General features: G+C 64.4%; 16 protein-coding genes. 8 read left to right on the forward strand and 8 right to left on the reverse strand.

Translation table 11 applies throughout. The annotated features are described in order from the left end of the window. Positions 1 to 115: 115 nt before the first annotated feature. Positions 116 to 1,051, forward strand: a complete 936-nt coding sequence (locus IWX75_RS08585; RefSeq protein WP_334684235.1) for a sulfotransferase — start codon at positions 116 to 118, stop codon at positions 1,049 to 1,051. Here the strand turns inward: IWX75_RS08585 and IWX75_RS08590 are convergent. Genes IWX75_RS08590 through IWX75_RS08605 form a run of 4 tightly spaced genes read right to left on the reverse strand, consistent with a single transcriptional unit; the run spans position 1,025 to position 5,442 of the window. Beyond that, complete coding sequence (locus tag IWX75_RS08590; RefSeq protein ID WP_196821854.1) at positions 1,025 to 1,960, reverse strand: glycosyltransferase family 2 protein; 936 nt, start codon at positions 1,958 to 1,960, stop codon at positions 1,025 to 1,027. The genes IWX75_RS08585 and IWX75_RS08590 overlap by 27 nt on opposite strands. A gap of 1 nt (position 1,961) precedes the next feature. Then, on the reverse strand, positions 1,962 to 2,864 hold the full coding sequence (locus IWX75_RS08595) for a Wzz/FepE/Etk N-terminal domain-containing protein (RefSeq protein ID WP_196821855.1): 903 nt from the start codon (positions 2,862 to 2,864) through the stop codon (positions 1,962 to 1,964). Then, positions 2,861 to 4,105, reverse strand: coding sequence for a hypothetical protein (locus tag IWX75_RS08600; protein WP_196821856.1), 1,245 nt, complete (start codon positions 4,103 to 4,105; stop codon positions 2,861 to 2,863). Before IWX75_RS08600 ends, IWX75_RS08595 begins: the two co-directional genes overlap by 4 nt. After that, positions 4,102 to 5,442 (reverse strand): hypothetical protein, encoded by a 1,341-nt coding sequence (locus tag IWX75_RS08605; RefSeq protein WP_196821857.1) that lies wholly within the window; start codon positions 5,440 to 5,442, stop codon positions 4,102 to 4,104. Before IWX75_RS08605 ends, IWX75_RS08600 begins: the two co-directional genes overlap by 4 nt. Positions 5,443 to 5,924: 482 nt before the next feature. On the opposite strand from IWX75_RS08605, the gene IWX75_RS08610 reads away from it, so the two are divergent. The 3 genes from IWX75_RS08610 to pth all read left to right on the forward strand — a co-directional run bounded on the left by IWX75_RS08610 (position 5,925) and on the right by pth (position 11,109). Beyond that, the gene (locus tag IWX75_RS08610) at positions 5,925 to 9,584 is read left to right on the forward strand and encodes a PKD domain-containing protein (RefSeq protein ID WP_196821858.1); all 3,660 of its coding nucleotides are present in this window, start codon (positions 5,925 to 5,927) and stop codon (positions 9,582 to 9,584) included. Between the two features lie 275 nt (positions 9,585 to 9,859). Continuing rightward, the gene (locus tag IWX75_RS08615) at positions 9,860 to 10,507 is read left to right on the forward strand and encodes a 50S ribosomal protein L25/general stress protein Ctc (RefSeq protein ID WP_196821859.1); all 648 of its coding nucleotides are present in this window, start codon (positions 9,860 to 9,862) and stop codon (positions 10,505 to 10,507) included. A 14-nt stretch (positions 10,508 to 10,521) separates the two neighbouring features. Continuing rightward, positions 10,522 to 11,109: an aminoacyl-tRNA hydrolase gene (pth, locus tag IWX75_RS08620; protein WP_196821860.1), complete on the forward strand. Its 588-nt coding sequence runs from the start codon at positions 10,522 to 10,524 to the stop codon at positions 11,107 to 11,109. Between the two features lie 54 nt (positions 11,110 to 11,163). Here the strand turns inward: pth and IWX75_RS08625 are convergent, their stop codons facing one another. From IWX75_RS08625 to IWX75_RS08640, 4 genes are read right to left on the reverse strand one after another with little or no spacing between them, the layout of a single operon-like run. Next, positions 11,164 to 12,246 (reverse strand): sulfate/molybdate ABC transporter ATP-binding protein, encoded by a 1,083-nt coding sequence (locus tag IWX75_RS08625; protein WP_196821861.1) that lies wholly within the window; start codon positions 12,244 to 12,246, stop codon positions 11,164 to 11,166. Beyond that, positions 12,243 to 13,064, reverse strand: a complete 822-nt coding sequence (locus IWX75_RS08630; protein WP_196821862.1) for an ABC transporter permease — start codon at positions 13,062 to 13,064, stop codon at positions 12,243 to 12,245. The genes IWX75_RS08625 and IWX75_RS08630 overlap by 4 nt, the downstream gene beginning before the upstream one ends. 4 nt (positions 13,065 to 13,068) lie before the next feature. Continuing rightward, positions 13,069 to 13,821, reverse strand: coding sequence for a molybdate ABC transporter substrate-binding protein (gene modA / locus IWX75_RS08635; RefSeq protein ID WP_196821863.1), 753 nt, complete (start codon positions 13,819 to 13,821; stop codon positions 13,069 to 13,071). Then, positions 13,818 to 14,240, reverse strand: coding sequence for a TOBE domain-containing protein (locus IWX75_RS08640; RefSeq protein ID WP_196821864.1), 423 nt, complete (start codon positions 14,238 to 14,240; stop codon positions 13,818 to 13,820). Before IWX75_RS08640 ends, modA begins: the two co-directional genes overlap by 4 nt. A gap of 170 nt (positions 14,241 to 14,410) precedes the next feature. On the opposite strand from IWX75_RS08640, the gene IWX75_RS08645 reads away from it, so the two are divergent. The 4 genes from IWX75_RS08645 (at position 14,411) to sufU (ending at position 23,686) form a co-directional block, all read left to right on the forward strand. Further along, the gene (locus tag IWX75_RS08645; protein ID WP_196821865.1) at positions 14,411 to 20,434 is read left to right on the forward strand and encodes an Ig-like domain-containing protein; all 6,024 of its coding nucleotides are present in this window, start codon (positions 14,411 to 14,413) and stop codon (positions 20,432 to 20,434) included. A 367-nt stretch (positions 20,435 to 20,801) separates the two neighbouring features. Then, positions 20,802 to 21,737, forward strand: coding sequence for an AfsR/SARP family transcriptional regulator (locus tag IWX75_RS08650; RefSeq protein WP_196821866.1), 936 nt, complete (start codon positions 20,802 to 20,804; stop codon positions 21,735 to 21,737). Positions 21,738 to 21,917: 180 nt separating this feature from the next. Next, positions 21,918 to 23,237, forward strand: coding sequence for an aminotransferase class V-fold PLP-dependent enzyme (locus tag IWX75_RS08655; RefSeq protein WP_196821867.1), 1,320 nt, complete (start codon positions 21,918 to 21,920; stop codon positions 23,235 to 23,237). Then, complete coding sequence (sufU, locus tag IWX75_RS08660) at positions 23,234 to 23,686, forward strand: Fe-S cluster assembly sulfur transfer protein SufU (protein ID WP_196821868.1); 453 nt, start codon at positions 23,234 to 23,236, stop codon at positions 23,684 to 23,686. Before IWX75_RS08655 ends, sufU begins: the two co-directional genes overlap by 4 nt. Positions 23,687 to 23,705: the final 19 nt, after the last annotated feature.

Raw genomic sequence — 23,705 nt, forward strand, 5'->3', positions numbered from 1 at the left:
ACGGCGAGCTGCAGACGGCGCTCAGGGCCATTTACGGTTGGAAGGGGACTCGACGGTGGAACGTGCTGCCAGCGAGACAGATCCGCAGAGCCTTGAATCAAGGCCCCTGGTCCTCATGCTCGGAGGGTTCGGACGAAGCGGGTCGACGCTGCTTGAACGATGCCTTGCAGAGTGTCCTGACGTGACCGGACTCGGCGAAGTGCTTCACCTCTGGGAGCGCGGCCTGCGGGATGATGAGCGGTGCGGCTGTTCCGAGAAGTTCTCCCGTTGTGATTTCTGGTGCGGAATCGGTACTGCCGCTTTCGGGCAGTGGGAAGCTGTGGATGCCGCTGCGGCGATTGCCGAGCGAAGGGCCGTCGTGAGGAACAGGTATCTTCCGCAGCTCATCACAGGTTTCTCCAGCGGTTCCTACAGGCAGCAGCAGCGCCGGTTCCTGGCCCGCCTCGACGCCCTCTACGCAGCAGTACAGGGAACCACCGGGGCGAGCCTCATCGTCGATTCCAGTAAACATCCGGCGTACGCATACCTGCTGCGGAAAGCTGCGATCGACCTGAAGTGCGTACTGGTGGTTCGCGACCCGAGGGGAGTGGCTTACTCGTGGTCGAAAGTGGTGCACCGTCCGGAAGCCGGGAACGCTGAGTTCATGCCCCGCTACTCGACGGTGGCCTCCGTGCTGCGGTGGGGCGCGTACGGGATCCTGTTCCACGGACTGACCCTGTTGGGGGTGCCCGTTAAAACCGTCCACTATGAGGACTTCATGGCGGATCCGGTGGGGGTCGTCCGGGACATCCTCGAGTTCGCCGGACTGTCCCCGGGCGAAGAGGCCACAGCACACCTCTCGGCGGCCGACGTCACGCTGTCTGCCCACCACACGGTTGCCGGCAATCCGATGCGTTTCCGCACCGGAACGCTGACGGTGCGCAGGGATACGGAATGGAAGCAGAAAATGCCGGCGGGGCAGCGGGCCGTCGCTTCGGTGTTGAGTGCGCCCCTCCGGCTCGCCTACGGGATGCGCCGCCGCTCTTCAGATGCCGCGCCCGCGCGCGTTTAGGGCGTCGACGATGACAGCCGGCTTGACGACCCCGAGCGCCACGGCGATCGCCAGGTAGGCGCGAGGCTCCATGAGGGAATGCCGAAGCGAAGCCCGCGCGACCCGGACGGCTTCAGCCGGCTGGCCGCCGAGCGCGGCAAGCGCGAACGCTCGCTGCCCCTGCATCCAGGCCCGCCCGCGCCGGTCCGCGAGCAACACCGGATGCTTCCTCATCAGGTAGTCCAGACCCTCTGCCATCGCTTCCCAGCGTTGGGAGAAATATGAACCACCCGGGTGCCAGAGAACGTCCACGGTGGCCTCGGGGAGAACGGTAACCTTCCCGGCGGCGGCAATTCGGAGAAGGAGATCATAGTCCTCGCCGTATCCGTGAGGAAGCGCTTCGTCCACAAGTCCCACTTCCGCCAGGAGATGCTCCCGATCGAAGAGGAAGGTTGACGGATGCGCACCTGTCAGGCGGCTGCCGGAAAGGCTTCGCAGCGTGACCTGCTGCACTGCCGGGATGCGGATGCGCCTCTTGTCTCCGTAATGGATTTCGATCCCGGAAACGCACGCAGTGGCTTTCTCGTCGATCAGGTGCTTCAGCTGGCGCTCGAGCTTGTCCGGACGCCACTGGTCGTCGTCGTCGCAGAACGCGACAAGGGGCGAGTCGGAGGCAAGCAGGCCGCTGTTGCGGGCACCGGCAAGGCCGGAAGTACGGCGATTGCTCAGAACGCGGATCTCCCTGGTAGGGCTCTTCATCGCGAGATCGAGGCGTGCGCGGGACTTGTCGTACACGACAGTGGCGCGGATCCGGCCCGCGTAGGTCTGGCCCAGGATGCAGTCAAGCGACTTGACGAGAAGATCGTGGCGGTCACGTGTCGCGATGATGACGTCCACCGGGTCACCGCACTGAAGGGGATGGCGGCTCATGCTAATTTCCTCTCGAAGGCGGGGCGTAGGGGGACAGGATCCGCGGCCGCGCCGAGTGTCCCGGGGAGGATCGGATGCGTCGGGTGCTTGGGCCGGCGGGTCGAAGCACCAGAAAGGCGGTGATGGCAGATGCACCGGCAAGTCCGAGGGCCAGGGCGGATCCAAGGTAGATAGCTGTGCCGGTCCGAGCACCTGTTGAGGGAAGCTCTGCGTGACGGGAGATATAGCCGGGTTCTGGCTCGCCGAGCGCCAGGGCGGTCAGTTCCGTGCTGAGGTTGTACCGGGCGGCCTGCAGATCCGTCACATCCTGCGCAGCAACTACTGCCGCCGCGTCGTCGCCGCGTTCACGCAGTGCGAGGTTCGCCTCGACCGCGGCCAACTGGGCGGTCACCGATTCTGTCGTGGTCCGCTGAACCGAGTCCAGTGACTGTTTCCGTGCCGCAAGGAAATTCTGGGAGAGCAGTTGGACCGCATCCCTGGCTTCGAGCGCGCTTGATGCGGAGACGTAGATCCGGAGGATCCGTGAATTGATCAGCGGCGAGACCGTCAGGTCTTCCAGCAGCCCCGCCGAACGGCCCGGGTAGTCCAGCGTGCGCGCTGTTTCGCCGAGGACCTTGTCGGACAGGAGCACCTGGACCGCTGAGTCGATTGACACGTCAGCCGGTCGCCGTACTTCCTCCGCTGCGAGGTCGGACAGTGTCACCACTACGAGTTCGGTCTGCGCTGTGTACTCGGGTTCGGAGGAATAGTAGACACCCGCTCCTGCGGCAAGTGCGACGGCGAGGGCGAGGGCGAAGAGCATCCGGTACCGGCGAAGGAGCTCTGTATAGCCGGCCAGATCGACATCGTCCCGTCCCGGCTCCCTGGAGAGCCGGTCGATGTGATCGGGCGGTCCGAGAATCACGCTGCACTCCACGAGGAGCTGCGTGCCACGGCCGAACCGGACCTCTCCAGCTGATCCGCAAGAAGATCCTGATGCCACCGGGCGAGCCCTCGCACTGCTGTCCCCCCCGGAGTCCTGCTATCCAGCGTGAACCGCGCAGTGATGTCGAAGAGGTAAGCGGTGATGATCGCCACCCGGATCCGCCTGTCAGGAACCTGGCGCCCGACAGTGCGAAGCAGCTCGACCACCGCATCATCGCAGTCGTTCTCCAGGATCCGGCGTGCGCCTTCCAGATCGCCGATCCCTCGGAGGACGCCATGTGCGAGGTAATGGATTGCATCGGTGCCAAGGGGCCTGTCAGGTGAGAAGCGTTCCCAGTCCCAGATCATGGGCCGGTCGCTGGTCAGTGCCATGTTCCATGGTCCGAAGTCCCCGTGCGATGCTGCGAACGGAAGCGGTGTAGTGCCGTATTCAGCGGCGAACCGCTCCATCAACTTCGGCAGCTGCCCGTCCTCTGTCCCGACGAGACCCGCAACCGAACGCCGCAGCGCGGAGAACCAGGTGCTGGTGGCAAGTTCAGTGGTTCTGATCGGCGCCGATCGGGCGATCTCCGCAACGACGCCGACAGGCACCTGTCCGCGACCGCTTCCATCGGGGCGCAGGGCCGTCATGACGAGCACCGGGTGGTCCTGCCACAAGCCGTAGTGCAGGGGAACGGGAACCTGGAAGCTTTCCGGAGGCGTTACCTTGAAGCTCTCGAGGGCTTCGAACTCCCGGCGCACGAGCACGTTCGTCAGCGGGCTCAGGCCCACCTTCGCGAATCCCAGCTCCACCCCGTCGGTCGTGTGCAGATTAAGCACAGGTTTCCTGTTGGCACGAGCGGATCCTGCGGCAAGTGAGATGAGGACATCCCGGCCGAGGACGGATCCGAGGTAGTCGAGGATGGAATCCCGCCCTGGCGAAACGTTCAGGCCGAAGGGCATCAGGAGTGATCCCAACGGCCCCGACAGCGCCGCGGCGAGCAGCCTCCGCGGCGCCGACGTGCGGAACGTATCACCGGCGCTGGGGCGGCTGAGCGCATCGAAAGCTGCGTTCCGGGATGCGGCGGGAACAATCATCCTCGGCCTGCGAGGTCCCGGAACGAGACGGAATGCGGCATGCCCGGCCCTCGCCCGACCCAGTTCGATCGTGGACTGAGGAAAGAGCTGTTCCACTGTCGCTACGAGGTCGCGCAGTTGGGCAGAGCCCCTGAGATGCGTCACGTGCTGATCCTTTCGGTCGACCGATGGGCGCGGAATCCGTCCTGGCGCTCACACCGCCACAGCAGTCCCAGCGTGACCATCAGAATGATCAGTGGGGAGGAGACGAGGTCGTACACGGGAAGTACGCAGGCGAAAAAAACCGCAGGGAACAGCATTGCGGTGGCAACCGGGTCACGAAGGGTGAGAGCAGGTACCAGACGCCGGGAGACGAAGTAGATGAACAGCGCCGCGCCGAGGAAGCCCGTGGTGAAGACCAGCAGCCACAAGGTTCCCTGGGTGCCGAGCTGCGGAGGGGAACACTGGCGGCAGTCCGCCGTCGCTCCCGCAGCCAAGGAGAAGAAATTCGCCTGTCGGGCGCGGGGTGATCCGAATCCGATGATGGGGGAGTGCTCGATCGTGGTTCGGATGGTGAGTTCGACAAGCCGCGACCTGCCTTCATCACTGTGAGGATTGGCGAGCCTGGTTTCAAGGAGTTCGAGGAGGGGAGTGAGCATCAGCAGTACGTAGCTGACCACGCCGAAGGCAGCGAGTGATATGACAGCCGTCCAGTTGCCCCTCACTGCGAGAATCACTGCTGCGGTGGCCATCAGCACGACCAGCCCCAGCCAGAGCCCTCGGTTCAACGAGAAAACCACGGGAGGCAACGCGGCGACCAGGAAGAGCAAAAGCCCGATCCGTCCCGGCCGTGTCCGTGCGTACCTCACCGCCAAAGCGAAAAACGGGAGGAGCATTCCGTAATTCGCACCCCAGGAGTTCGCGTACTGGAAGGGCGCCATGGGGCGCGGAGTCTCGAACCCGATGATGTTCTGAACCTGGGCGAGGCCTGGGTGGATCTGGTTGTTGAGGAACACATTCGAAGCGATCGAGTTCGGAAGGACGACTTCCAACAAGGAAGGGAAGTCGTACTGGTAGAAGAACCGTCCGGCATACCCTCCCACCACAGTGATCGCAAAAAGCCAGGCCATGAGCTGGACGACGACCCGTGTGGGCAGTTGCTTCTCCGTGGTGTTCCCGAGATAGAGCAGGACGACCGTTCCGGCAAGAAACCAGAGAAGGCGGTAGGACCAGGACAACAAGCGGCCGAGGCCGGGTTCCGATACGAGGCCCGGAACGGGAACCCACAAAACCAGTACACCGATCACCAGGATGCAGAGGAACAGGAGCCAGACTCCGAAACCGCGCGGAACCGCGATATTCCGACGCTTCAGCAATTGAAAGCCGAGAGGGATGGCCATCAGCAGGAAACCAATTGTCGAAAAACCCAGCAGCCACCATAAAGGGAATCCTGCAAAGAAAACGACAATGGGCCAGGCAGGTCCACGCAGAGTGGAAAGCATTGAATAGTCCTGCAGGCGCTGCGTCGTTGTTGACAGCTGCAATGTTTGCCCCATGTCCGATGAATAGGGCGCCCCTAGCCGCGCCCGTGAGGGTCAGCATACGTGCGGCCGGGTGATTGGGCGAGGACGGATCGAGGACCCAGGGGCCGGATTTCCGTCCCATGACGAAAGTGGGTACATTCTCCAGTCGCTTCTACGTGCAACTGGAAGGCCACATTGATATTGCCGGTCCCGCCGCAAGGATTTGCTCCAGCAGCCAGCGACGCCGAATTAGGTAGTCCGGACAAAATGACCCGTATCCCGTCCGGACCGCGAGTATACCTTCGGGTAAAACCAGCGCTCCATAATTGGGCATCTGAGCCGGCCGTTCCGGCTCGTTGGCTGCTCGTCGGGGGAGTGCGCCGCAACTGCTTCGGCGAGAGCCGGCACTGGGGAAAGGAACGTCAATGCGTCGCTATCTAGCGATTTTTCTTGGCTTAGTCATGATCGGTGGTCTTGCGTCGCTGCCGCCCGGCACCGCACGGGCGGCGGAACAGAGCCTGTCCACAGTGGTCCGTGGAAGCCCCGCGGCCTACACTCCGCACGTCCTTGACGGGACTGTCTTCTCAATCGCCGAGGCGGGGGACACGATAGTTCTCGGTGGATCGTTCACGCAGGTCCAGGCCAGTTCCGGCGGGCCCGTGCTGGTAAGGAATGGCGTGGTGGCCTTCAACAGGAACACCGGTCAGATCAGCACCACGTTCGCACCGCAGTTCAACAGCACGGTGCGAAGCGTCGTCGCGTCGGCGGACGGCCAGTCCGTCTACATCGGGGGCCAGTTCGGTCTCCTGAACGGGGCCAGCGTGCCGAAGGTGACTCGCCTGGCCCTGAGCAACGGCGCCCGGATCTCCACCTTCAACTCGGGCACCATCAACGCCGTCGTCCACGACATGAAGCTTGTCGGCAGCCGGCTGTTCATCGGCGGCGAGTTCACTACAGTCCGAGGCCAGGCAAGGACGTCGCTCGCCGAACTGGACCCTGGAACCGGCGCGCTCAGGGCGAACACCAATATCCTCTTCGAAGGAACGCACCTGGGCGGAACGACCTTCGTCCACAAGTTCGACGTGACCCCCGACGGCAGGACCATGGTGGTCACCGGTAATTTCCGCACCATGAACGGACAGGACCGGGTCCAGGTGGGAATGGTGGATCTGACGACCAACCCTGTATCGGTCAACGACTGGCAGACCGATCGGTGGAAGCCCAACTGCTACTCCTCGTTCGCCTATTACCTCAACGACCTCGATATCTCTCCCGACGGTTCCTACTTCGTACTCGGCTCGATGGGCGGGTATGGCAGCGGTCCGCCAAGCCTGTGTGACACCGTGTCACGATGGGAAACGGGGCAGCGCGGTGCCGGGATCAATCCGACATGGATCGACTACACCGGCGGGGACAGCATCTATGCACTCGAGGCCACAGGTCAGGCCGTCTATTTCGGCGGGCACAACCGGTGGATGAACAACCCGTTCCGCGCTGACGCGGAGGGCCCGGGTGCGGTCAGCCGTGAAGGAATCGGAGCACTCAGCGCACTGAGCGGTCTGCCGATGGCCTGGAATCCCGGCCGCGACCGTGGCAGGGGTGTCTTCGACCTGTTGGCGACGACGCAGGGCGTCTGGGTGGGGTCCGATACGGATCGTATCGCCCGGTTCCTCTACCGCGCGAAAATCGCACTCTTCCCCCTGGCAGATGGGACAACCATTCCCACGGCTTCAGCACCGACCCTGCCGCTCGATGTGCTGCAGAGCGGTTCGTCGAGCAGCCCCGTTGATGCCAGGTACCTGTACCGGGTCAATGCCGGCGGTGCAACCGTGCCGGCGATCGATGCGGGTCCTGATTGGGTGGGTGACACCACTCCGCCAGGAAGCGGCTACCGGAACACCGGCGGCGCGGCGAGCTACATCACCGTGCCCTCCGTGACCGCCAATGTGCCGTCAAGCACTCCACGGGCGATCTACTCGTCGGAGCGCTGGGACGGCGGTACAGCACCGGAGATGAAATGGACTTTCCCCACCGCCGTGGGCAAGAAGCTGCAGGTTCGCGTCTACCTGGCGAACCGGTGTAGCTGCACCTCCGCCGGCGGTTCCCGGGTGTTCTCCATGACGCTCGACTCCCAGATGGCCTTCCCGAGCTACGACATCAGTGCAGCTGTCGGACATGACGTCGGCACTGTCCTGACCAAGGACATCGTCAGTGACGGCGTCGTGGACCTCGAATTCCTTCACGGAATCGAGAACCCGCTCGTCAACGCCATCGAGATCGTCGACCTCGACGCTGCTGCTCCGGACACTGCCCAGGCCGACAACCTGAACACCGTGTACTTCAACGGAACCTCGGCTGCTGCCGGACCCTCGAAGGTGACGGGAGATGTGCCATGGGGAACCGTTCGCGGCGGCTTCGTCGCCGGCACATCCCTCTACCTGGCGACGTCGTCCGGCGAGCTCCAGCGCCGCTCGTACAACGGCACGCAGATCGGGGCATCGGTTCCCGTCGAACTGAACCGCCTCGCCGATTTTGCCGCTGATATGCAGTCCATGACGGGCCTCTTCTACTCCGAAGGGAGGATCTACTTCACCCTCGCGGGGCAACCGAACCTCTACTCGCGCTATTTCGAACTGGACAGCGGCATCGTGGGGGCGCAGCGCCTCACCGTGACCGGCCCTACGGGTGGCATGGACTGGCGGAACGTGAAGGGGATGTTCCTCGCCGGCAACCAGTTGTACTGGGCATCGGCCGATGGAAACCTCAATGCCCTGTCCTGGCAGCAGACGGGTTCGAGCGGAGCGGTTTCCGGTAATTCCTCAGTGGTAAGCGGGCCTTCGACTTCCGGTGTTAACTGGGCCGGGAAGTCCCTGATCGCGACTCGAGGAACCACACCGCCGCCGCCGCCGCCACCGCCGCCTGCCGCCAACGTCAACCCGACGGCGGCATTCACCGAAACGTGTTCGGAACTCGCCTGCACCTTCGACGGCGCGGGTTCCACCGACTCGGACGGAACCCTTCGCGGACACTCCTGGTCCACCAGTGACGGCGGGTCGGGCACGGGAGCGCGTTTCTCCCGCACCTTCGCCGCCGCAGGCACCTATCCGGTCTCCCTCACAGTGACCGACGACGACGGCGGAACAAACACGGTGACACGGAATATCACCGTCAGCGTTGCGCCACCACCGCCACCACCGCCACCACCGCCACCACCGGCTAATGCAGCACCGTCGGCCGCATTCGCCGATAAGTGTGAATTCCTGTCGTGCGTTTTCGACGGATCCGGGTCAACGGACTCCGACGGAACAGTGGCGAGTTACAAGTGGAGCATCACCGGCGGTCCATCGGCCGAAGGCGAAGTTTTCTCCCACACCTTCGCCGCCGCCGGGACGTACAACGTGACGCTGACGGTCACCGACAACAACGGCGCCACTGGTACCTCGGCCCGCCCGATCACCGTGTCGGCGGATCCGGGACCGGTACCCACCGCTCCAGTGACGTTCGTCGGTTCCGCCGCCAGCAACAACACGGGCTCGACAATGGTGCACAGTGCTGTCCTTCCGGCGCAGGTCCGCGCGGGTGATGTGCTGGTCGGGATGTTCTCGACCAACAGCGGGACCGTGGCACTTACTGCCCCTGCCGGGTGGGACGTCGCAGCGGAAGCAGCTACGGGCTCCATGAGGTCCGTGCTCTACACGCGGGTTGCCACTGCTGCTGACGCGGGAGCGACGGTGACCGTGCGAACGGCTTCCTTCAACCGCGGCAACCTGGCCGTGACCGCATACCGCGGGGCCGAACTGAGTGCAGCGTCCTTCGGATTCGAGGCCGAATCCGTGAGCCGGGCGCAGCACACCACCCCGATACTGGATGCTGTTGCCGGTGCGTGGGTCCTTTCCTACTGGGCCGACAAGACAGCAGCCACCACTGCATGGCGTCCTCCCAGCGGGATGACGGCACGTCAAACCGGCGCGGGAACCGGAGCCGGCCACTTGAGCTGGTTGGCAGCCGACAGCAATGGGCCGGTGAGCGGCCCGTCGGCCGGAGGGCTGACAGCCACTGCTGACAGTGCGACGGTCAACGCGGTCATGGGAACGATCGTGATCACTCCCGCAGGTCCCTAGCGGTCCTGGAACGACGACGGCCCCCACCAGTGATCCATCCACCGGCGGGGGCCGTCGTCTTGTCCTTCGGGCCTACCACGGAACGTGCTGTACGATTGAAGGCGATGCCTAGGCGAGGGAGCAGCCCGGAGAGACTTCGGGGCGAACTCCGTGATCGACGGTGGCTAGCGACAGTATGTTTCTAGACAACTCCTCCACGTGCGTGCTTCCCCGCCCGGCAACGTCCATGCAAAGCCCGCTCTTCGCGGCCATTGCCCAGCGTTCAAGGAGAACCCATGTCAGAGCAGAGAATCGCAGCAGTAGTACGCACCGAATTCGGTAAGGGTGCGGCCCGCCAGGCCCGCCGCGCCAACATGATCCCTGCCGTGATCTATGGTCACGGAGAGGAAGCCCTCCACATCCTGCTGCCGAGCAAGGCGACGACGCTCGCCGTCCGCACCGCCAACGCCCTACTGACGATCGACATCGACGGCGACGAGCACCTGGCCCTTGCCAAGGATGTCCAGCGGAACACGCTCAAGCGGATCGTGGAACACATCGATCTCCTGACCGTGCGAAGGGGCGAGAAGGTCGAGGTCGACGTCGCCATCCACGTCGAAGGCGAGCCGGCCCCTGAGGTTGTGGCCAACCTCGAGCACAACACCGTGCTGGTGGAGGCAGAGGCAACGCACCTGCCCGAGACCCTCACCGTCAACATCGAAGGCCGAGGCGTCGGCGAGCACATCCACGCCTCCGACATCGTTCTGCCCGCGGGCACCACGCTGCTCATCGATCCCGAGACGCTGATCGTCAACCTCGCCGCACCGACCGTCCAGGATCTCGGAGAGTCGGATGCCACCGACGTCGACACCGAAGCGGTCTCCGAGGGTGCCACCGCCGCCGGTGCCTCCGACAAAACCATCTCAGACGCTGACGAAAGCTAGTCCGGGCAGCTTCTGTGCCTAGCGATGCATGGCTCGTAGCCGGGCTCGGGAACCCCGGGCCCGGCTACGCCAACAACCGCCACAACGTCGGCCAGATGGTGCTCGATGTGCTCGCTGCACGCCTCGGTGGTCGCTTCAAGTCCGCCAAGGCACAGGCAGTTGCCTTCGAGGGACGGATGGGTATCGGTGGTCCCCGCCTGGTGCTCACCAAACCTCTGACCTACATGAACCTCACAGGGGGCCCGGTGTCGGCGCTTGCAAGGTTCCACGACATCGCGCCCGACCAGGTCATCGCCGTTCACGACGAGATAGACATTCCCTTCAACACGGTGAAGCTCAAATTCGGTGGTGGCGAGGGCGGCCACAACGGGTTGCGTGACCTCAGCCGGGCGTTGGGCACCAAGGACTACTACCGGGTGCGTGTGGGCGTGGGTCGGCCTCCCGGACGCCAGGATGCCGCCGACTACGTCCTGAAGGATTTCGGCAGCGCGGAAAAGAAGGAGCTCGCCTTCCTCCTGGAGGACGGTGCCGATGCAGTGGAGGCCCTGATCCTCGAAGGGCTGGTTGAAGCGCAGCAGAAGTTCCATTCAGCGCTGAAGTAGGGAACGGTCAGCAGGAGGGCAGAGGCTCGCAGCAACTGCCTGCGGCGTGGGCGGCTAAGGGTGACCCGGCTCGGAACTTGGGGCGGCGCGGCGTGGATAGACGGTGACGTCGGTGGCGTCGAAGGCGAACCATACGGAGTTCCCCGGCGCAAGGTCGAGGTCAGCTGCTGCAGCAGGAGTGATGTCGGCTGCGAAGTCCCCCGCGCGGACCCGGACGAGGCCGCGGTGCGGCTCGACATCCAGGACGACGCCGGGAAGGTTCGTGCCGTCGGTGGCCGCGGGCCGGACAAGGGACACCCGGACCGCGGAGGGACGTACCGCCGCGACAACTGCCGCGTGCAGGGGAATGCCCGGCGTCGAGGTCGCGATGTCCTTCCCGGAATCGGTGCGGACGCCCCGGGCGGTCAGCACGCCGGAGAGGACGTTGAGTCCCGCGAGATCGGCGGTGAAGCGGCTCTGCGGTCTCTCGAGCACTTCCCGCGTAAGCCCCTGCTCGACGATTTTTCCGGCATCGAGAACCATCACGCGATCAGCCAGTGTGAAGGCGTCGAGGATGTCATGGGTGACGATGACCGCCGTCTGCTCCCGAAGTACGCGCTTGAGCATCCTGCGCAGCGCCGGGGCAACCGAGACGTCGAGTGCCGCCATCGGTTCGTCGAGCAGCAGGAGGGTGGGCTTCGACGCCAGCGCGCGGGCCACGGCGACACGCTGCGCCTGGCCGCCTGAGAGCTCCGCGGGCATCCTGTCCATCAGGTCCAGTGCCTCCACCTCCCGCAGCCAGCTCCGTGCGTGAGCCCGGGCCTCGGCCTTGCGGACTCCCGCGCTCCGCGGCCCGAAGGCGACGTTCTCCAGGACGCTCAGATGGGGAAACAGCAGGGGATCCTGGGCGAGCAGTGACACGCCCCGGGCGGCCGGAGGGGTGAAGGTGGACCGCCCCCCGGGGACCACCTCGAACAGCACACTGCCGTCGAGGTCCGATCTGCCGGCGTCGGGTTGCAGCAGGCCCGCGATCACCGAGAGCAGGGTCGATTTCCCGGCGCCGTTCGGCCCGAGGACAGCAAGTGTCTCGCCGGATTCGATCGCCAGCGACACCGCGAAACCGCGGGTCGACACGGTTGCGTCGAACTGGAGTGTCACGAGTCAGCGCTCCGGCGGGCGCCCGCTGTACCGGGCCGGTGGGCGAGGCCGACCACGATGACCGCGACGATGACCAGCACGAGGGACAGCGCGACTGCCGTGTCAGGATCCGTCTCCCGTTGCAGGTAGATCTCCAGGGGCAGAGTGCGGGTGGAACCCTGAAGGCTTCCGGCGAACGTCAGGGTTGCGCCGAACTCCCCGAGGGCCCGGGCGAACGAGAGGATTGCACCCGAAAAAAGCGCGGGAAGCACGAGGGGAACAGTCACTCGGCGCAGCACCGTCGTGGGGCGTGCCCCGAGGGTGGCTGCCACGGCTTCGTACCGCGTGCCCACCGTCCGCAGTGCACCTTCGAGGCTCAGTACCAGGAAGGGCACGGCCACGAAAGTCTGGGCGAGGATCACGGCGGTCGTGGAGAACGCGATGTCGATGCCGAGGAACTCGAGGGTTCCGCCGAGGAGCCCGCGCCTGCCGAAGGTATAGAGCAACGCCAGTCCGCCGACCACAGGTGGCAGGACCAGAGGCAGTAACACGAGCGAGCGAAGCAGTTTCTGGCCCCGGAACGCGGTACGGGCCAGCACCAGCGCCATCGGGACACCGAAGAAAACGCAGAGCAGCGTGGCTGCGGCGGACGTCCGCAGGCTCAACCACAGGGCCGCCAGGGACGACTCGGAAGTGACCAGTGAGAAAAAATCTGCCCAGTCGACTCGGAGAACCATCGCTGCCAGCGGCAGCACCACGATCAGCGCTCCGGCAAGGGCCACCGCCAGGATCCAGCGCGGAAGGCCGATAAGGGGGGAAGGAGGGGCCACAGCAGACATCGGGCTAGGGTGCGCCGAAGCCGGCGGCCTCGAGGACCGTCCGCCCCACATCACCGGTGATGTAGGTGACGAAGGCGCGTGCGGCCTCGTTCTCCTCGGTATCCGCGAGAACAGCGAGCGGGTAGGTGCTGAGGACGCTGGCGGCTTCCGGGACGGTGATGCCCTCGACGGCATCTCCGGCAGCGAGAACGTCAGTGGCGTAGACCAGTCCGGCGTCCGCTTCTCCGGAGGTGACCTTGCCCAGGACATCCGTCACTGAGGATTCCTTGCTGACCGGGGCCAGGGAGACGCCGATCAGTTCTTCGAGGGCCGCGGTCGCCGCGCCGCAGGGAACCCGCTCTGCGCACACGACAGTCTTGACGGCGTCGTCGGCGAGGTCGACGAACGACGTGATGGATGCGGGATTCCCGGGCGGCACGGCGATCTCGAGGTGGTTGGTCGCAAAGACCACCGGCTCGCCCTGAAGCAACGATGCCTCACTCAAGCCGACCATGCTCCTGGTGTCGGCCGACGCGAAGACGTCGGCGGGCGCGCCCTCCAGAAGCTGGGTTGCGAGGTCCGACGAGCCGGCGAAGCTCAGTTCCACGGCGGTGCCGGGGTTCCGGGCTTCATAGGCATCTGCGAGTTCGGTGAACGGTGCACGCAGGGACGCGGCGGCGAACACGGTTACTGAGGTATCCTCCGCGGACTGCCCTGCACAGGCCGAGAGCAGGAGCGGCAGTGCCAGTGAGCCAACGGCCACGGCGTTACGGCTCATTTCTCTGTCTTCCTACTCTGGGCGGCTGGCGGTGTCTCGACCAGAACAGTCGTGGCCTTGACGACCGCCACGGCCACTGATCCGGGTTCGAGCCCCAGATCCCGCACAGCTTCACTACTCATCAGGGACACCACCCGGTACGGTCCGCATTGGATCTCGACCTGCGCCATGACCTTGTCCAGGATGACGCCGGTGACGATGCCCACGAACCGGTTGCGGGCGGACCTTCCGATTCCCGACGGATCCTCCGGGACGATTGCGTTGTCGCGTGCCAGGTGGGCCAGCTCGAGCCCGTCCACCACAGTGCGGCCCGAGGAGTCCTTTTCACTCGGGAGCACGCCGTTGTCGATCCACCGGCGCACGGTGTCGTCAGACACGCTCAGGTATTGCGCGGCATCTCGAATCCGTATTTGAGTCACACGGACCATTTTATACCCTCAAATGCGACATCCGAACCCATCATCGGATGGGTCGAACGCGGTTTCGGCCGGCGGCTGACCCGTCCCAAGTTTTTCCAAAGGCGGCTGCTCCAAGATTGAGCCAGCCGGCGCTTTTCGGGGGTGGCCGGGAAGCCATGAGGAGAGCAGCCATGTTCAAGCAATACCGCACGGATCATGGAAGGGACGGCGATTCGCGCCGTCAGCATCGGAAAAGCATTCCGACACGATTGACGGCAGGGCTCGTCGCAATGGTGCTCGGCGCCGGCGTACTGCCGGCAGTCCTGGCCCCGGCGGTTCTGGCTGCTCCGGTCGGCCAGGGGCTCACCCTGAACGCGGGGGACATGCGCTTCATCCTGAAGCAGATCAAGATCGCCGAGAACAACGCCACCAAGGAAGACGCCCAGGGCAACCCGGTTGCAGGTCAGCCGCTGCTTGGTACAGGAGCCAATCAGGTGGCCAATCCGCTGCTGCCGTACGGCCTTCGCACGGTGGACGGCTCGGGCAACAACCTCATTGCAGGCCAGGAGAAGTTCGGCTCCACCAGCCTCCCTTTCCCCCGGCTGGCAGCACCCCAGTGGCGCAACGCTCCGAACGGGCAGTCCTATAAGTCGGTCAACACCAATATCTCCGATGGCACCGCGCGGTTCATCAGCAACGTGATCGTGGACCAGACCGACACCAATCCCGCAGCCATCGCCGCTGCCAGCCGCGCTCACCGGACGGTGAACGATGAACCTACCGCGATACCCTGCACCAGCCCGGGAGTTCCGGTGAACTGTGTGGCGAAGGGTGAAACGCTGGACATCCCGAATGTCACCACCGATTTCGGCCTGTCCCCGCCCTACAACGGAATGTTCGCCCTGTTCGGCCAGTTCTTCGACCACGGCGTGGATTCCACCAGGAAGTCCAAGAGCATGGTCATGATGCCGCTCGCCCCGGACGATCCGCTTTTTGTGGTTGGTAGCCGAACGAACTTCATGGTGCTGAGCCGCGCTGAGAACCAGCCGGGCCCCGACGGAATCCTGGGGACCGCTGATGACGTGCAGGACGGCACCAATACGAATTCCCCCTGGGTGGACCAGAGCCAGACCTATTCATCGCACCCCGCCCACCAGGTCTTCCTGCGCGAGTATTCACTGGCGGGAGGCAAGCCCGTATCGACCGGTGAACTGCTCGAAGGTGTCGAAGGCGTACCTGCGACCGCCACCGATCCTGGCACTCCCGGGGGCATGGCGACGTGGCAGGATGTCAAGGACCAGGCGGCCACGCTCCTCGGTCTTGAACTCTCGGACGCCGACATCGGGAACATCCCGATGATCGCCACCGACCAGTACGGACGTTTCCTCCGTGGTCCGAGCGGACTTCCGCAGTACGTCAAACAGGACAAGACGCTGGTTGAAGGCAACCTCACAACCCCGGTACCAGTCCCCGCAGATGTGCAGCGCATCAACATCGCCTTTCTCGACGACATCGCCCACACCGCCTCGCCGTTCAATTCCCAGACGGGGGCACTGCTCCTGGCGGATGGTGACACAGCTGTCAACCCGGTGAACGGTCCGCCGGCGACCACCTACGACGACGAGATGCTGGACCAGCACTTCATCGCAGGCGACGGGCGCGTCAATGAGAACGTCGGCCTCACGGCGATCCACCAGGTGTTCCACTCCGAGCACAATCGGCTGGTGACCTACATGGAGGAGCTTCTCACCTCCCTGAACCTCGACCTGAACGAGTGGAAGCTCGGGGACGGAACCTGGAACGGTGAACGACTCTTCCAGGCAGCGCGGTTCGTCACCGAGATGGAATACCAGCACCTCGTCTTCGAGGAGTTCGCGCGGAAGATCCAGCCGGGCATCAACCCGTTCAACGTCTTCACGCAGGCGGACACGGGTATCGACCCCGCCGTCAAGGCGGAGTTCGCGCATGCGACCTACCGGTTCGGCCACTCGATGCTGACCGAGGACATCGACCGGAAGACGAACACCGGCACGGACATCGGCATGCCGCTCCTCGAAGGTTTCCTCAACCCACCCGCCTACTACGCCAACGGCAGCGCGACGATGTCCCCGGCAGCGGCCGCGGGCAGTATCGCCATGGGCATGACCGACCAGGTAGGCGCCGAACTCGATGAATTCGTCACCGACACACTGCGCAACAACGTGCTGGGACTCCCCTTGGACCTCGCGGCCCTGAACCTGGCCCGCGGGCATGAAACCGGAGTTCCTTCGCTCAACAACTTCCGCAGCCAGCTGTACACGAGTACCGGGGATTCGTCCCTGAAGCCCTACACCAGCTGGGTGGATTTCGGCCAGGCGTTGAAGCACCCCGACTCCGTGGTCAACTTCATGGCCGCCTACGGACAGCACCCGAGCATCAAGGGCGCAACGTCCATTGCCGGCAAGCGAGCAGCAGCTCAGCTGCTGTTCGACATGAATCCGGATCCGACCTCAGGAACACCGGCCGATGCATATGACTTCGTCAACAGCACCGGTACCTGGGCCACCACCCAGTCAGGGCTGAATGACGTCGACCTGTGGGTGGGCGGTCTCGCCGAGATGCAGAACCTCTTCGGCGGTCTCCTGGGATCCACGTTCAACTACATCTTCGAGCGCCAGATGACAGACCTCCAGGACGGCGACCGGTTGTACTACCTGTCCCGCACCTCCGGCCTGAACCTGCGCACCGAACTCGAGGGCAACTCCTTCGCCGAACTCATCATGAGGAACACCGACGCATCAGCACTCAAAGCTGAGGTCTTCGGGGTTGCGGACTGTGAGTTCGAGATGGCCAACATCGTCGCCACGTCGGGCAACAGCGTGGCAGACGACCCCGCCTCGGCCTGTAACGAATCCGCGTTGCTACTTCGGATGGCTGACGGGACCATCCGGTACCGCGTCAGCAACTCCATCGACCGCCCGGGCCTCAACGCCCAATCCACCTTCAACGGCACGGCCGGCACCGACCGCATCTGGGGTGGAATCGACAACGATACGTTCTGGGGCAATGACGGGAGCGACATTCTCGAGGGCTCGGACGGCGCTGACACGGTCCTTGGAGGCAAGGGCAATGACCGCATCACCGACTCCCATGGCGATGACGTCCTGAAGGGTGGTCCCGACAACGATGCGATCGACGCCGGACCGGGCCTCGACATCATCATGTCCGGCGACGGCGCTGACTTCTCCAACGGCGGACTCAACGGGAACGAGCACTTCGCCGGTGAAGGCGACGACCTCGTGATCGCTGGCGACGGGCCCGACGCAGTATTCGGAGGCGGCGGGAACGACTGGGTTGAAGGCGGCAACGCCAATGACCTCCTGCAGGGTGACAGCGGCGCACCGTTCTTCGACGACGTCAACAACCCGGGCCACGACGTGCTGATCGGTGACTCCGGGGAAGACGACTACGATTCCGAAGGCGGCGACGACGTCATGGTTGCCGGCCCAGGTATCGAACGCAACCACGGAGTGTACGGCTTCGACTGGGTCACCCACGCCCGGTCGATCGAACGCGGAGACTCCGACATGCGGATGCTGGTGGTGGAGGGCCCCAATGCTCTCCGTGACCGGTTCCTGCTGGTCGAGGGACTGTCCGGCTGGGACCAGAACGACGTGCTTCGCGGCACTGATGTCGCCCCTGCGGACGAGGACATCGAGCTGAACGCTCCGGCGTTGACCAACATCCTCGATGCTGAAGGTATCGGACGTATCGGCGGGCTCAGCGAGCTCCTGCCGACAGCGGCAACCAGCTTCGGAGCCGGCAATATCATCATCGGTGGTTCCGGAAGTGACGAGATCTGGGGCAATGGCGCCGATGACATCATCGACGGCGACAAATGGCTGAACGTACGCCTGAGCGTTCGGGACGACGCCGATGCAGAAACCCGCACCGCCAACTCCCTCACGGAGATCCAGGCTGACATCATGGCCGGCCGCACCGATCCCGGCAAGGTGGAGATCGTTCGCGAAATCCTCTCGAGCCCGGGAACAACCGACGTAGACACCGCGATGTTCTCCGGAGCACGGGCTGAATACACCATCACCAAAGCCGGCGCGATCACTACGGTGACGCACACCGGTGGAACAGCCGAGGATGGCACTGACACCATCACCAATGTGGAGCTGCTCAAGTTCACGGATGCAACAGTCGAGGTTTCGACTCTCGCCTCAGGTGAGCCGACGAACGCAGCGCCGACTGTCACGACGCGGACGCCCGCAGCAGATGCTGTCGGAGTAGCAGGTAACTCAGACATCACTGCAACGTTCAGCGAAACGGTGACGGGGGTCAGCGGTACCACGATGACCCTGACCAATCCTGCCGGGACGGTGGTGCCCGGTGCTGTGACATATGACGCGGTCACGGGAGTTGCGACCTTGAACCCGACTGCTGATCTGGCTGCGAACACCGTCTACACGGTGAACCTGACCGGGGGCATCGTCGACGCCGGAGGTGCGGCCCTGGCTCCGGTGAGCTGGAGCTTCACTACCGCGGCAGCGGTGGTACCGGTGAATCCGGCGCCGACGGTCACGACGCAGGCGCCTGCAGCTAACGCTGTCGGGGTAACTGTCGGAACCAATATCGATGCAACGTTCAGCGAAACGGTGACGGGGGTCAGCGGTACCACGATGACCCTGACCAATCCTGCCGGGACGGTGGTGCCCGGTGCTGTGACGTACAACAGTACGACTCGGGTTGCGACCTTGAACCCGACTGCTGATCTGGCTGCGAACACCGTCTACACGGTGAACCTGACCGGGGGCATCGTCGACGCCGGAGGTGCGGCCCTGGCTCCGGTGAGCTGGAGCTTCACTACCGCGGCAGCGGTGGTACCGGTGAATCCGGCGCCGACGGTCACGACGCAGGCGCCTGCAGCTAACGCTGTCGGGGTAACTGTCGGAACCAATATCGATGCAACGTTCAGCGAAACGGTGACGGGGGTCAGCGGTACCACGATGACCCTGACCAATCCTGCCGGGACGGTGGTGCCCGGTGCTGTGACGTACAACAGTACGACTCGGGTTGCGACCTTGAATCCGACTGCTGATCTGGCTGCGAACACCGTGTACACGGTGAACCTGACCGGGGGCATCGTCGACGCCGGAGGTGCGGCCCTGGCTCCGGTGAGCTGGAGCTTCACCACGGCAGCTGCAGTGACGCCACCGGTGAATGCGGCGCCGACGGTGACATCACAGTCGCCTGCAGCCGGTGCTGTTGGAGTCGGACTCACCTTCAACGTGAGTGCGACGTTCAGTGAGGCAGTGACCGGGGTGAGCACCACCACCATGCGGCTCACCAATCCTGCAGGCGGAACGGTGTCCGCGGCGGTCACGTACAACGCCACGACACGGGTGGCCACTCTGAACCCGGCGTTCGGCCTCGCGTCGAACTCCCGGTACACGGTGACGCTGACCTCGGGAATCCGGGACACCTCCGGCGTGGCACTGGTACCGGTTACCTACACCTTCACCACAGGCTCGACGGCGGCGGGTACGAACGGGGGAGCGGGTACGGTCCCCACGACGGGTACTGACACCACGGCTCCGACGGTAACGACTCGAGCGCCGGCAACCGGTGCTGTCGGGGTGGCTGTCGGAACCAACGTCGACGCGACGTTCAACGAGACGGTGACGGGAGTCAGCGTCACTACGGTGACTCTTCGGGCCGGCGCAAGCGCGTTGGTCCCCGCCGTGGTGACGTACAACGCCACGACGCGGGTAGCGACGTTGAATCCGAGTGCCAACCTCACTGCGAACACCGTGTACACGGTGAACCTGACGGCAGGTATTCGAGACGGTGCAAATAATGCCCTGGCTCCTGTCAGCTGGAGCTTCACCACGGCAGCTGCAGTGACGCCACCGGCGAATGCGGCGCCGACGGTGACGACGCGAACGCCGGCAGCTGGTGCTGTCGGCGTGGCGAACACCACCAATGTCGACGCGACGTTCAGTGAGGCAGTGACCGGGGTGAGCACCACCACCATGCGGCTCACCAATCCTGCAGGCGGAACGGTGTCCGCGGCGGTCACGTACAACGCCACGACACGGGTGGCCACTCTGAACCCGGCGTTCGGCCTCGCGTCGAACTCCCGGTACACGGTGACGCTGACCTCGGGAATCAGGGACACCTCCGGCGTGGCACTGGTACCGGTTACCTGGACCTTCACCACCCGGTAGGTACTGAAGCCGGCGGGTTCCTTCCTCAGGCAGGGAGCTCGCCGGGATAAGGCAGGATGCCCAGCAGAACAGGCCCCTCATAGGGGGGCCTGTTCTGCTGTAGTAAGGAATATGACTATTGCCCGGGCAACAAAATGCTACTCGTCTGGCTACTTGGTTATTACTTGCGGAGCACTCGGTATTACTCCCGAGGAACCCTCGGCGCACCTATATTCGTAACCTCGTAGAAGTCGAGTAGCAGAGTGCATTGTCCGCCCCATTAGTGCGTGCCACAGTAAGCGGAGAAGCAGGGGGAGCGTCCTCGGGCGGTTGATTCTCCACTCTTAAGCGTTCGTTTACGACGCTCGATCTGATACTGGAGCACGTCATGGAGATAACCCCTGAGGTTTCACCCATCGTATCTGTCAAACTGTTCGGCAACTTCGAATTGCGGCGCGACAACATCATCTTGACATCGGCCGAGATGGGCGGGTGCAAGCCCCGGCACATCCTTGAGATACTGCTCCTGAATTTCGGCACTGCAATGTCGAAGGACCGACTGATCGAAGTCCTCTGGGGGAGCCACGCTCCTGACGGCGCAGTAGCTACGCTCGAAAGCTACGTCTGCTGCCTGCGGCGGCTCGTCCAGCCCGGCAGGACGCGAACCGGGCCCCTGCGTACGGCGAACGGCGGCTATGTTCTCGAGACCAGACTGGTCGACTCCGATCTGGACCGGTTTCACCGCCTGGTCCACGAGGCCGAGTCGGCGCTACCGGCGGACGCCTATCCGCTCCTGCGGCGCGCGATCGACATGTCGGCGGTGCCATTGCTCGGCAACGAGGTGGTGCCGGAGTGGGCGAACGAAGCAAGGAGCCGCATTGCCTTACAGCGCCTCGAACTGCAGATCCGGGCGGCAGAGACGGCAAGTGCGCTGAAGCTCCCCCTCGAGGCCATTACGTGGGCGCAGGCAGCGCTCGATGCCGACGGGCTGAACGAAAGGGCGTGGACAGCCCTCGTCAGCGCCTACGAGCTCGCGGGGCTCTACGCTGAGGGGCTGACAGCCTATGACCGGTGCCGGCGGACATTCCACCGGGAGCTGGCCTGTAGTCCTGGTTCAGCCCTGCAGGCCCTGTACGTTCGGCTTCTCCGCCAGACAGCAGAAGCGGAGGGGGACCTGTCGGAGGCGCTTGAGGCGCTCATCTGCCTCGGCCAACGGTTGCGCGGCAATGCACTTCCCTCAGGGAAGGCAGGCGGAGGGCTCAACTTCGAGGGGGCGGAGAAGATTCTCGATTCCTTCCTCCGCCGCGCTCAACGGGCTATCTGATTCGGTTCCTGCCGCTTGGCGTGGCGGGTTGAGGGGGAATCAGCCGCGCGGCGCGCATCGCAGGAAGTGCTCGTGAGATAATTAGGAAACGGCGGCGTGCCGTAATGCCGTATCGAGCGGGAAGCAAATCGTGGCCCGCGCGGGATATCCGGCCCTCCGAGCCGACCAAGGAGTTCTGCAGTGACCCTTACTTTCACCCCCGCCTCCCCGCCGGGCACGGAGGGCGCCCTGACCAATGCCGAGGTGCAGCGCATCCGCAACGACTTCCCCATCCTGCAGACCTCCGTCAACGGGAAACCGTTGGTCTACCTCGATTCCGGCGCCACCTCGCAGAATCCTCTGAGTGTGATGGAAGCCGAGCAGGAGTTCTACGAACAGCGCAATGCGGCCGTGCACCGTGGATCGCACCTCCTCGCCGTCGAAGCGACGGATGCCTACGAGGATGCCCGCGCAGCAGTCGCCCGTTTCATCGGTGCCGCTGCGGGTGAGCTGGTGTGGACCTCCAACGCCACCGAGGCCATTAACCTTCTTGCCTACTCGATGTCGAACGCGTCACTCGGGCGGGGCGGAGCGGCTGCGCGGCGTTTTGCGCTGGCTCCGGGGGACCGCATCGTGGTCACCGAGATGGAGCACCATGCCAACCTGATCCCGTGGCAGGAGTTGGCTGCCCGCACGGGCGCCGAGCTTCGCTTCATCCCGGTGGACGACGACGGCGCCCTGCGGCTCGAAGAAGCCGCGGCGCTGTTGACGCCGTCCACAAAGGTGCTCGCGTTCACGCATGCTTCGAATGTCCTCGGCACGATCAACCCGGTGGACGAACTCGTACGACTCGCCCGGAACGTGGGAGCGCTTACCGTGCTCGATGCGTGTCAGTCGGTGCCGCACCTGCCCGTCGACGTCAAGGCGCTTGATGTCGACTTCCTCGTGTTCTCCGGGCACAAGATGCTGGGTCCCACAGGGATCGGCGCACTGTATGGACGGGCCGGGCTGCTCAATGCCATGCCTCCCTTCCTCACCGGAGGCTCGATGATCACCACCGTATCGATGGAACGGGCGGAATACCTGCCGTCACCGAACCGCTTCGAAGCCGGCACCCAGCGGATCTCGCAGGCCATCGCACTCGGAGCCGCGGCGAACTATCTTACGGAAACAGGGATGCCCCGTATCGAGGCATGGGAAGCGGCGCTCGGCGCGCGACTGGTGGACGGCCTCTCGGGCATCGACGGTATCCGCGTCATGGGGCCTGCTGCGGGCACCGGGCGCATCGGTCTGGCCGCGTTCGACGTCGATGGCGTCCATGCCCACGACGTCGGACAGTTCCTCGACGACCGCGGGATCGCCGTGCGGGTGGGCCACCACTGCGCCCAGCCACTGCACCGCCGGCTCGGTCTCACCGCGACGACGCGCGCGAGCACCTATCTCTACAACACCACTGACGAAGTGGATTTTTTCCTCGAAGCCGTTTCCGGTGTCCGCAGCTTCTTCGGAGCGAAGCCGTGAGCAATGACCTCGAACAGCTCTACCAACAGATTATTCTCGACCACGCCAGGGAACGCCATGGTGCAGGATTGCAGGAGCACCACGGTGACGGCATGGTGGGCGAGTCGCATCAACTGAATCCGGTGTGCGGCGACGAGATCACGCTGCGAGCGGTGGTGAGTAACGGCGGCGTCCGCTCGGTCAGTTGGGAGGGTGCGGGTTGCGCCATCTCGATGGCCTCGGCGTCCGTGCTGACGGACCTCATGGTCGGACTGCCGCGCGACGAGGTCATCAGGCTCGTGGACAACTTCCGGGACGTGATGCGCTCCCGGGGGAAGCTCGAGGCCGACGAGGAAGTGCTGGGAGACGCGGCCGCTTTCTCAGGCGTCTCGCGATATCCGGCGCGCGTCAAGTGCGCCATGCTCGCGTGGGTCGCCCTCGAGGAGTCGCTGCTCGCTGCCAACCACTAGCGGTAGAGGAAGTATCGGC

This window comes from Arthrobacter sp. CAN_A6, assembly GCF_015751715.1.
GTDB lineage: Bacteria > Actinomycetota > Actinomycetes > Actinomycetales > Micrococcaceae > Arthrobacter_D.

What these genes read in the sequence shown, in the direction of transcription:
- IWX75_RS08650 (WP_196821866.1), top strand. Translation starts at nt 20,802, where the DNA reads ATGGAGATAACCCCTGAGGTTTCACCCATCGTATCTGTCAAACTGTTC.
- IWX75_RS08615 (WP_196821859.1), top strand. Translation starts at nt 9,860, where the DNA reads ATGTCAGAGCAGAGAATCGCAGCAGTAGTACGCACCGAATTCGGTAAG.
- IWX75_RS08610 (WP_196821858.1), top strand. Translation starts at nt 5,925, where the DNA reads ATGATCGGTGGTCTTGCGTCGCTGCCGCCCGGCACCGCACGGGCGGCG.
- IWX75_RS08630 (WP_196821862.1), bottom strand. Translation starts at nt 13,064, where the DNA reads ATGTCTGCTGTGGCCCCTCCTTCCCCCCTTATCGGCCTTCCGCGCTGG.
- IWX75_RS08590 (WP_196821854.1), bottom strand. Translation starts at nt 1,960, where the DNA reads ATGAGCCGCCATCCCCTTCAGTGCGGTGACCCGGTGGACGTCATCATC.
- modA (WP_196821863.1), bottom strand. Translation starts at nt 13,821, where the DNA reads ATGAGCCGTAACGCCGTGGCCGTTGGCTCACTGGCACTGCCGCTCCTG.
- IWX75_RS08585 (WP_334684235.1), top strand. Translation starts at nt 116, where the DNA reads ATGCTCGGAGGGTTCGGACGAAGCGGGTCGACGCTGCTTGAACGATGC.
- IWX75_RS08605 (WP_196821857.1), bottom strand. Translation starts at nt 5,442, where the DNA reads ATGCTTTCCACTCTGCGTGGACCTGCCTGGCCCATTGTCGTTTTCTTT.
- IWX75_RS08645 (WP_196821865.1), top strand. Translation starts at nt 14,411, where the DNA reads ATGTTCAAGCAATACCGCACGGATCATGGAAGGGACGGCGATTCGCGC.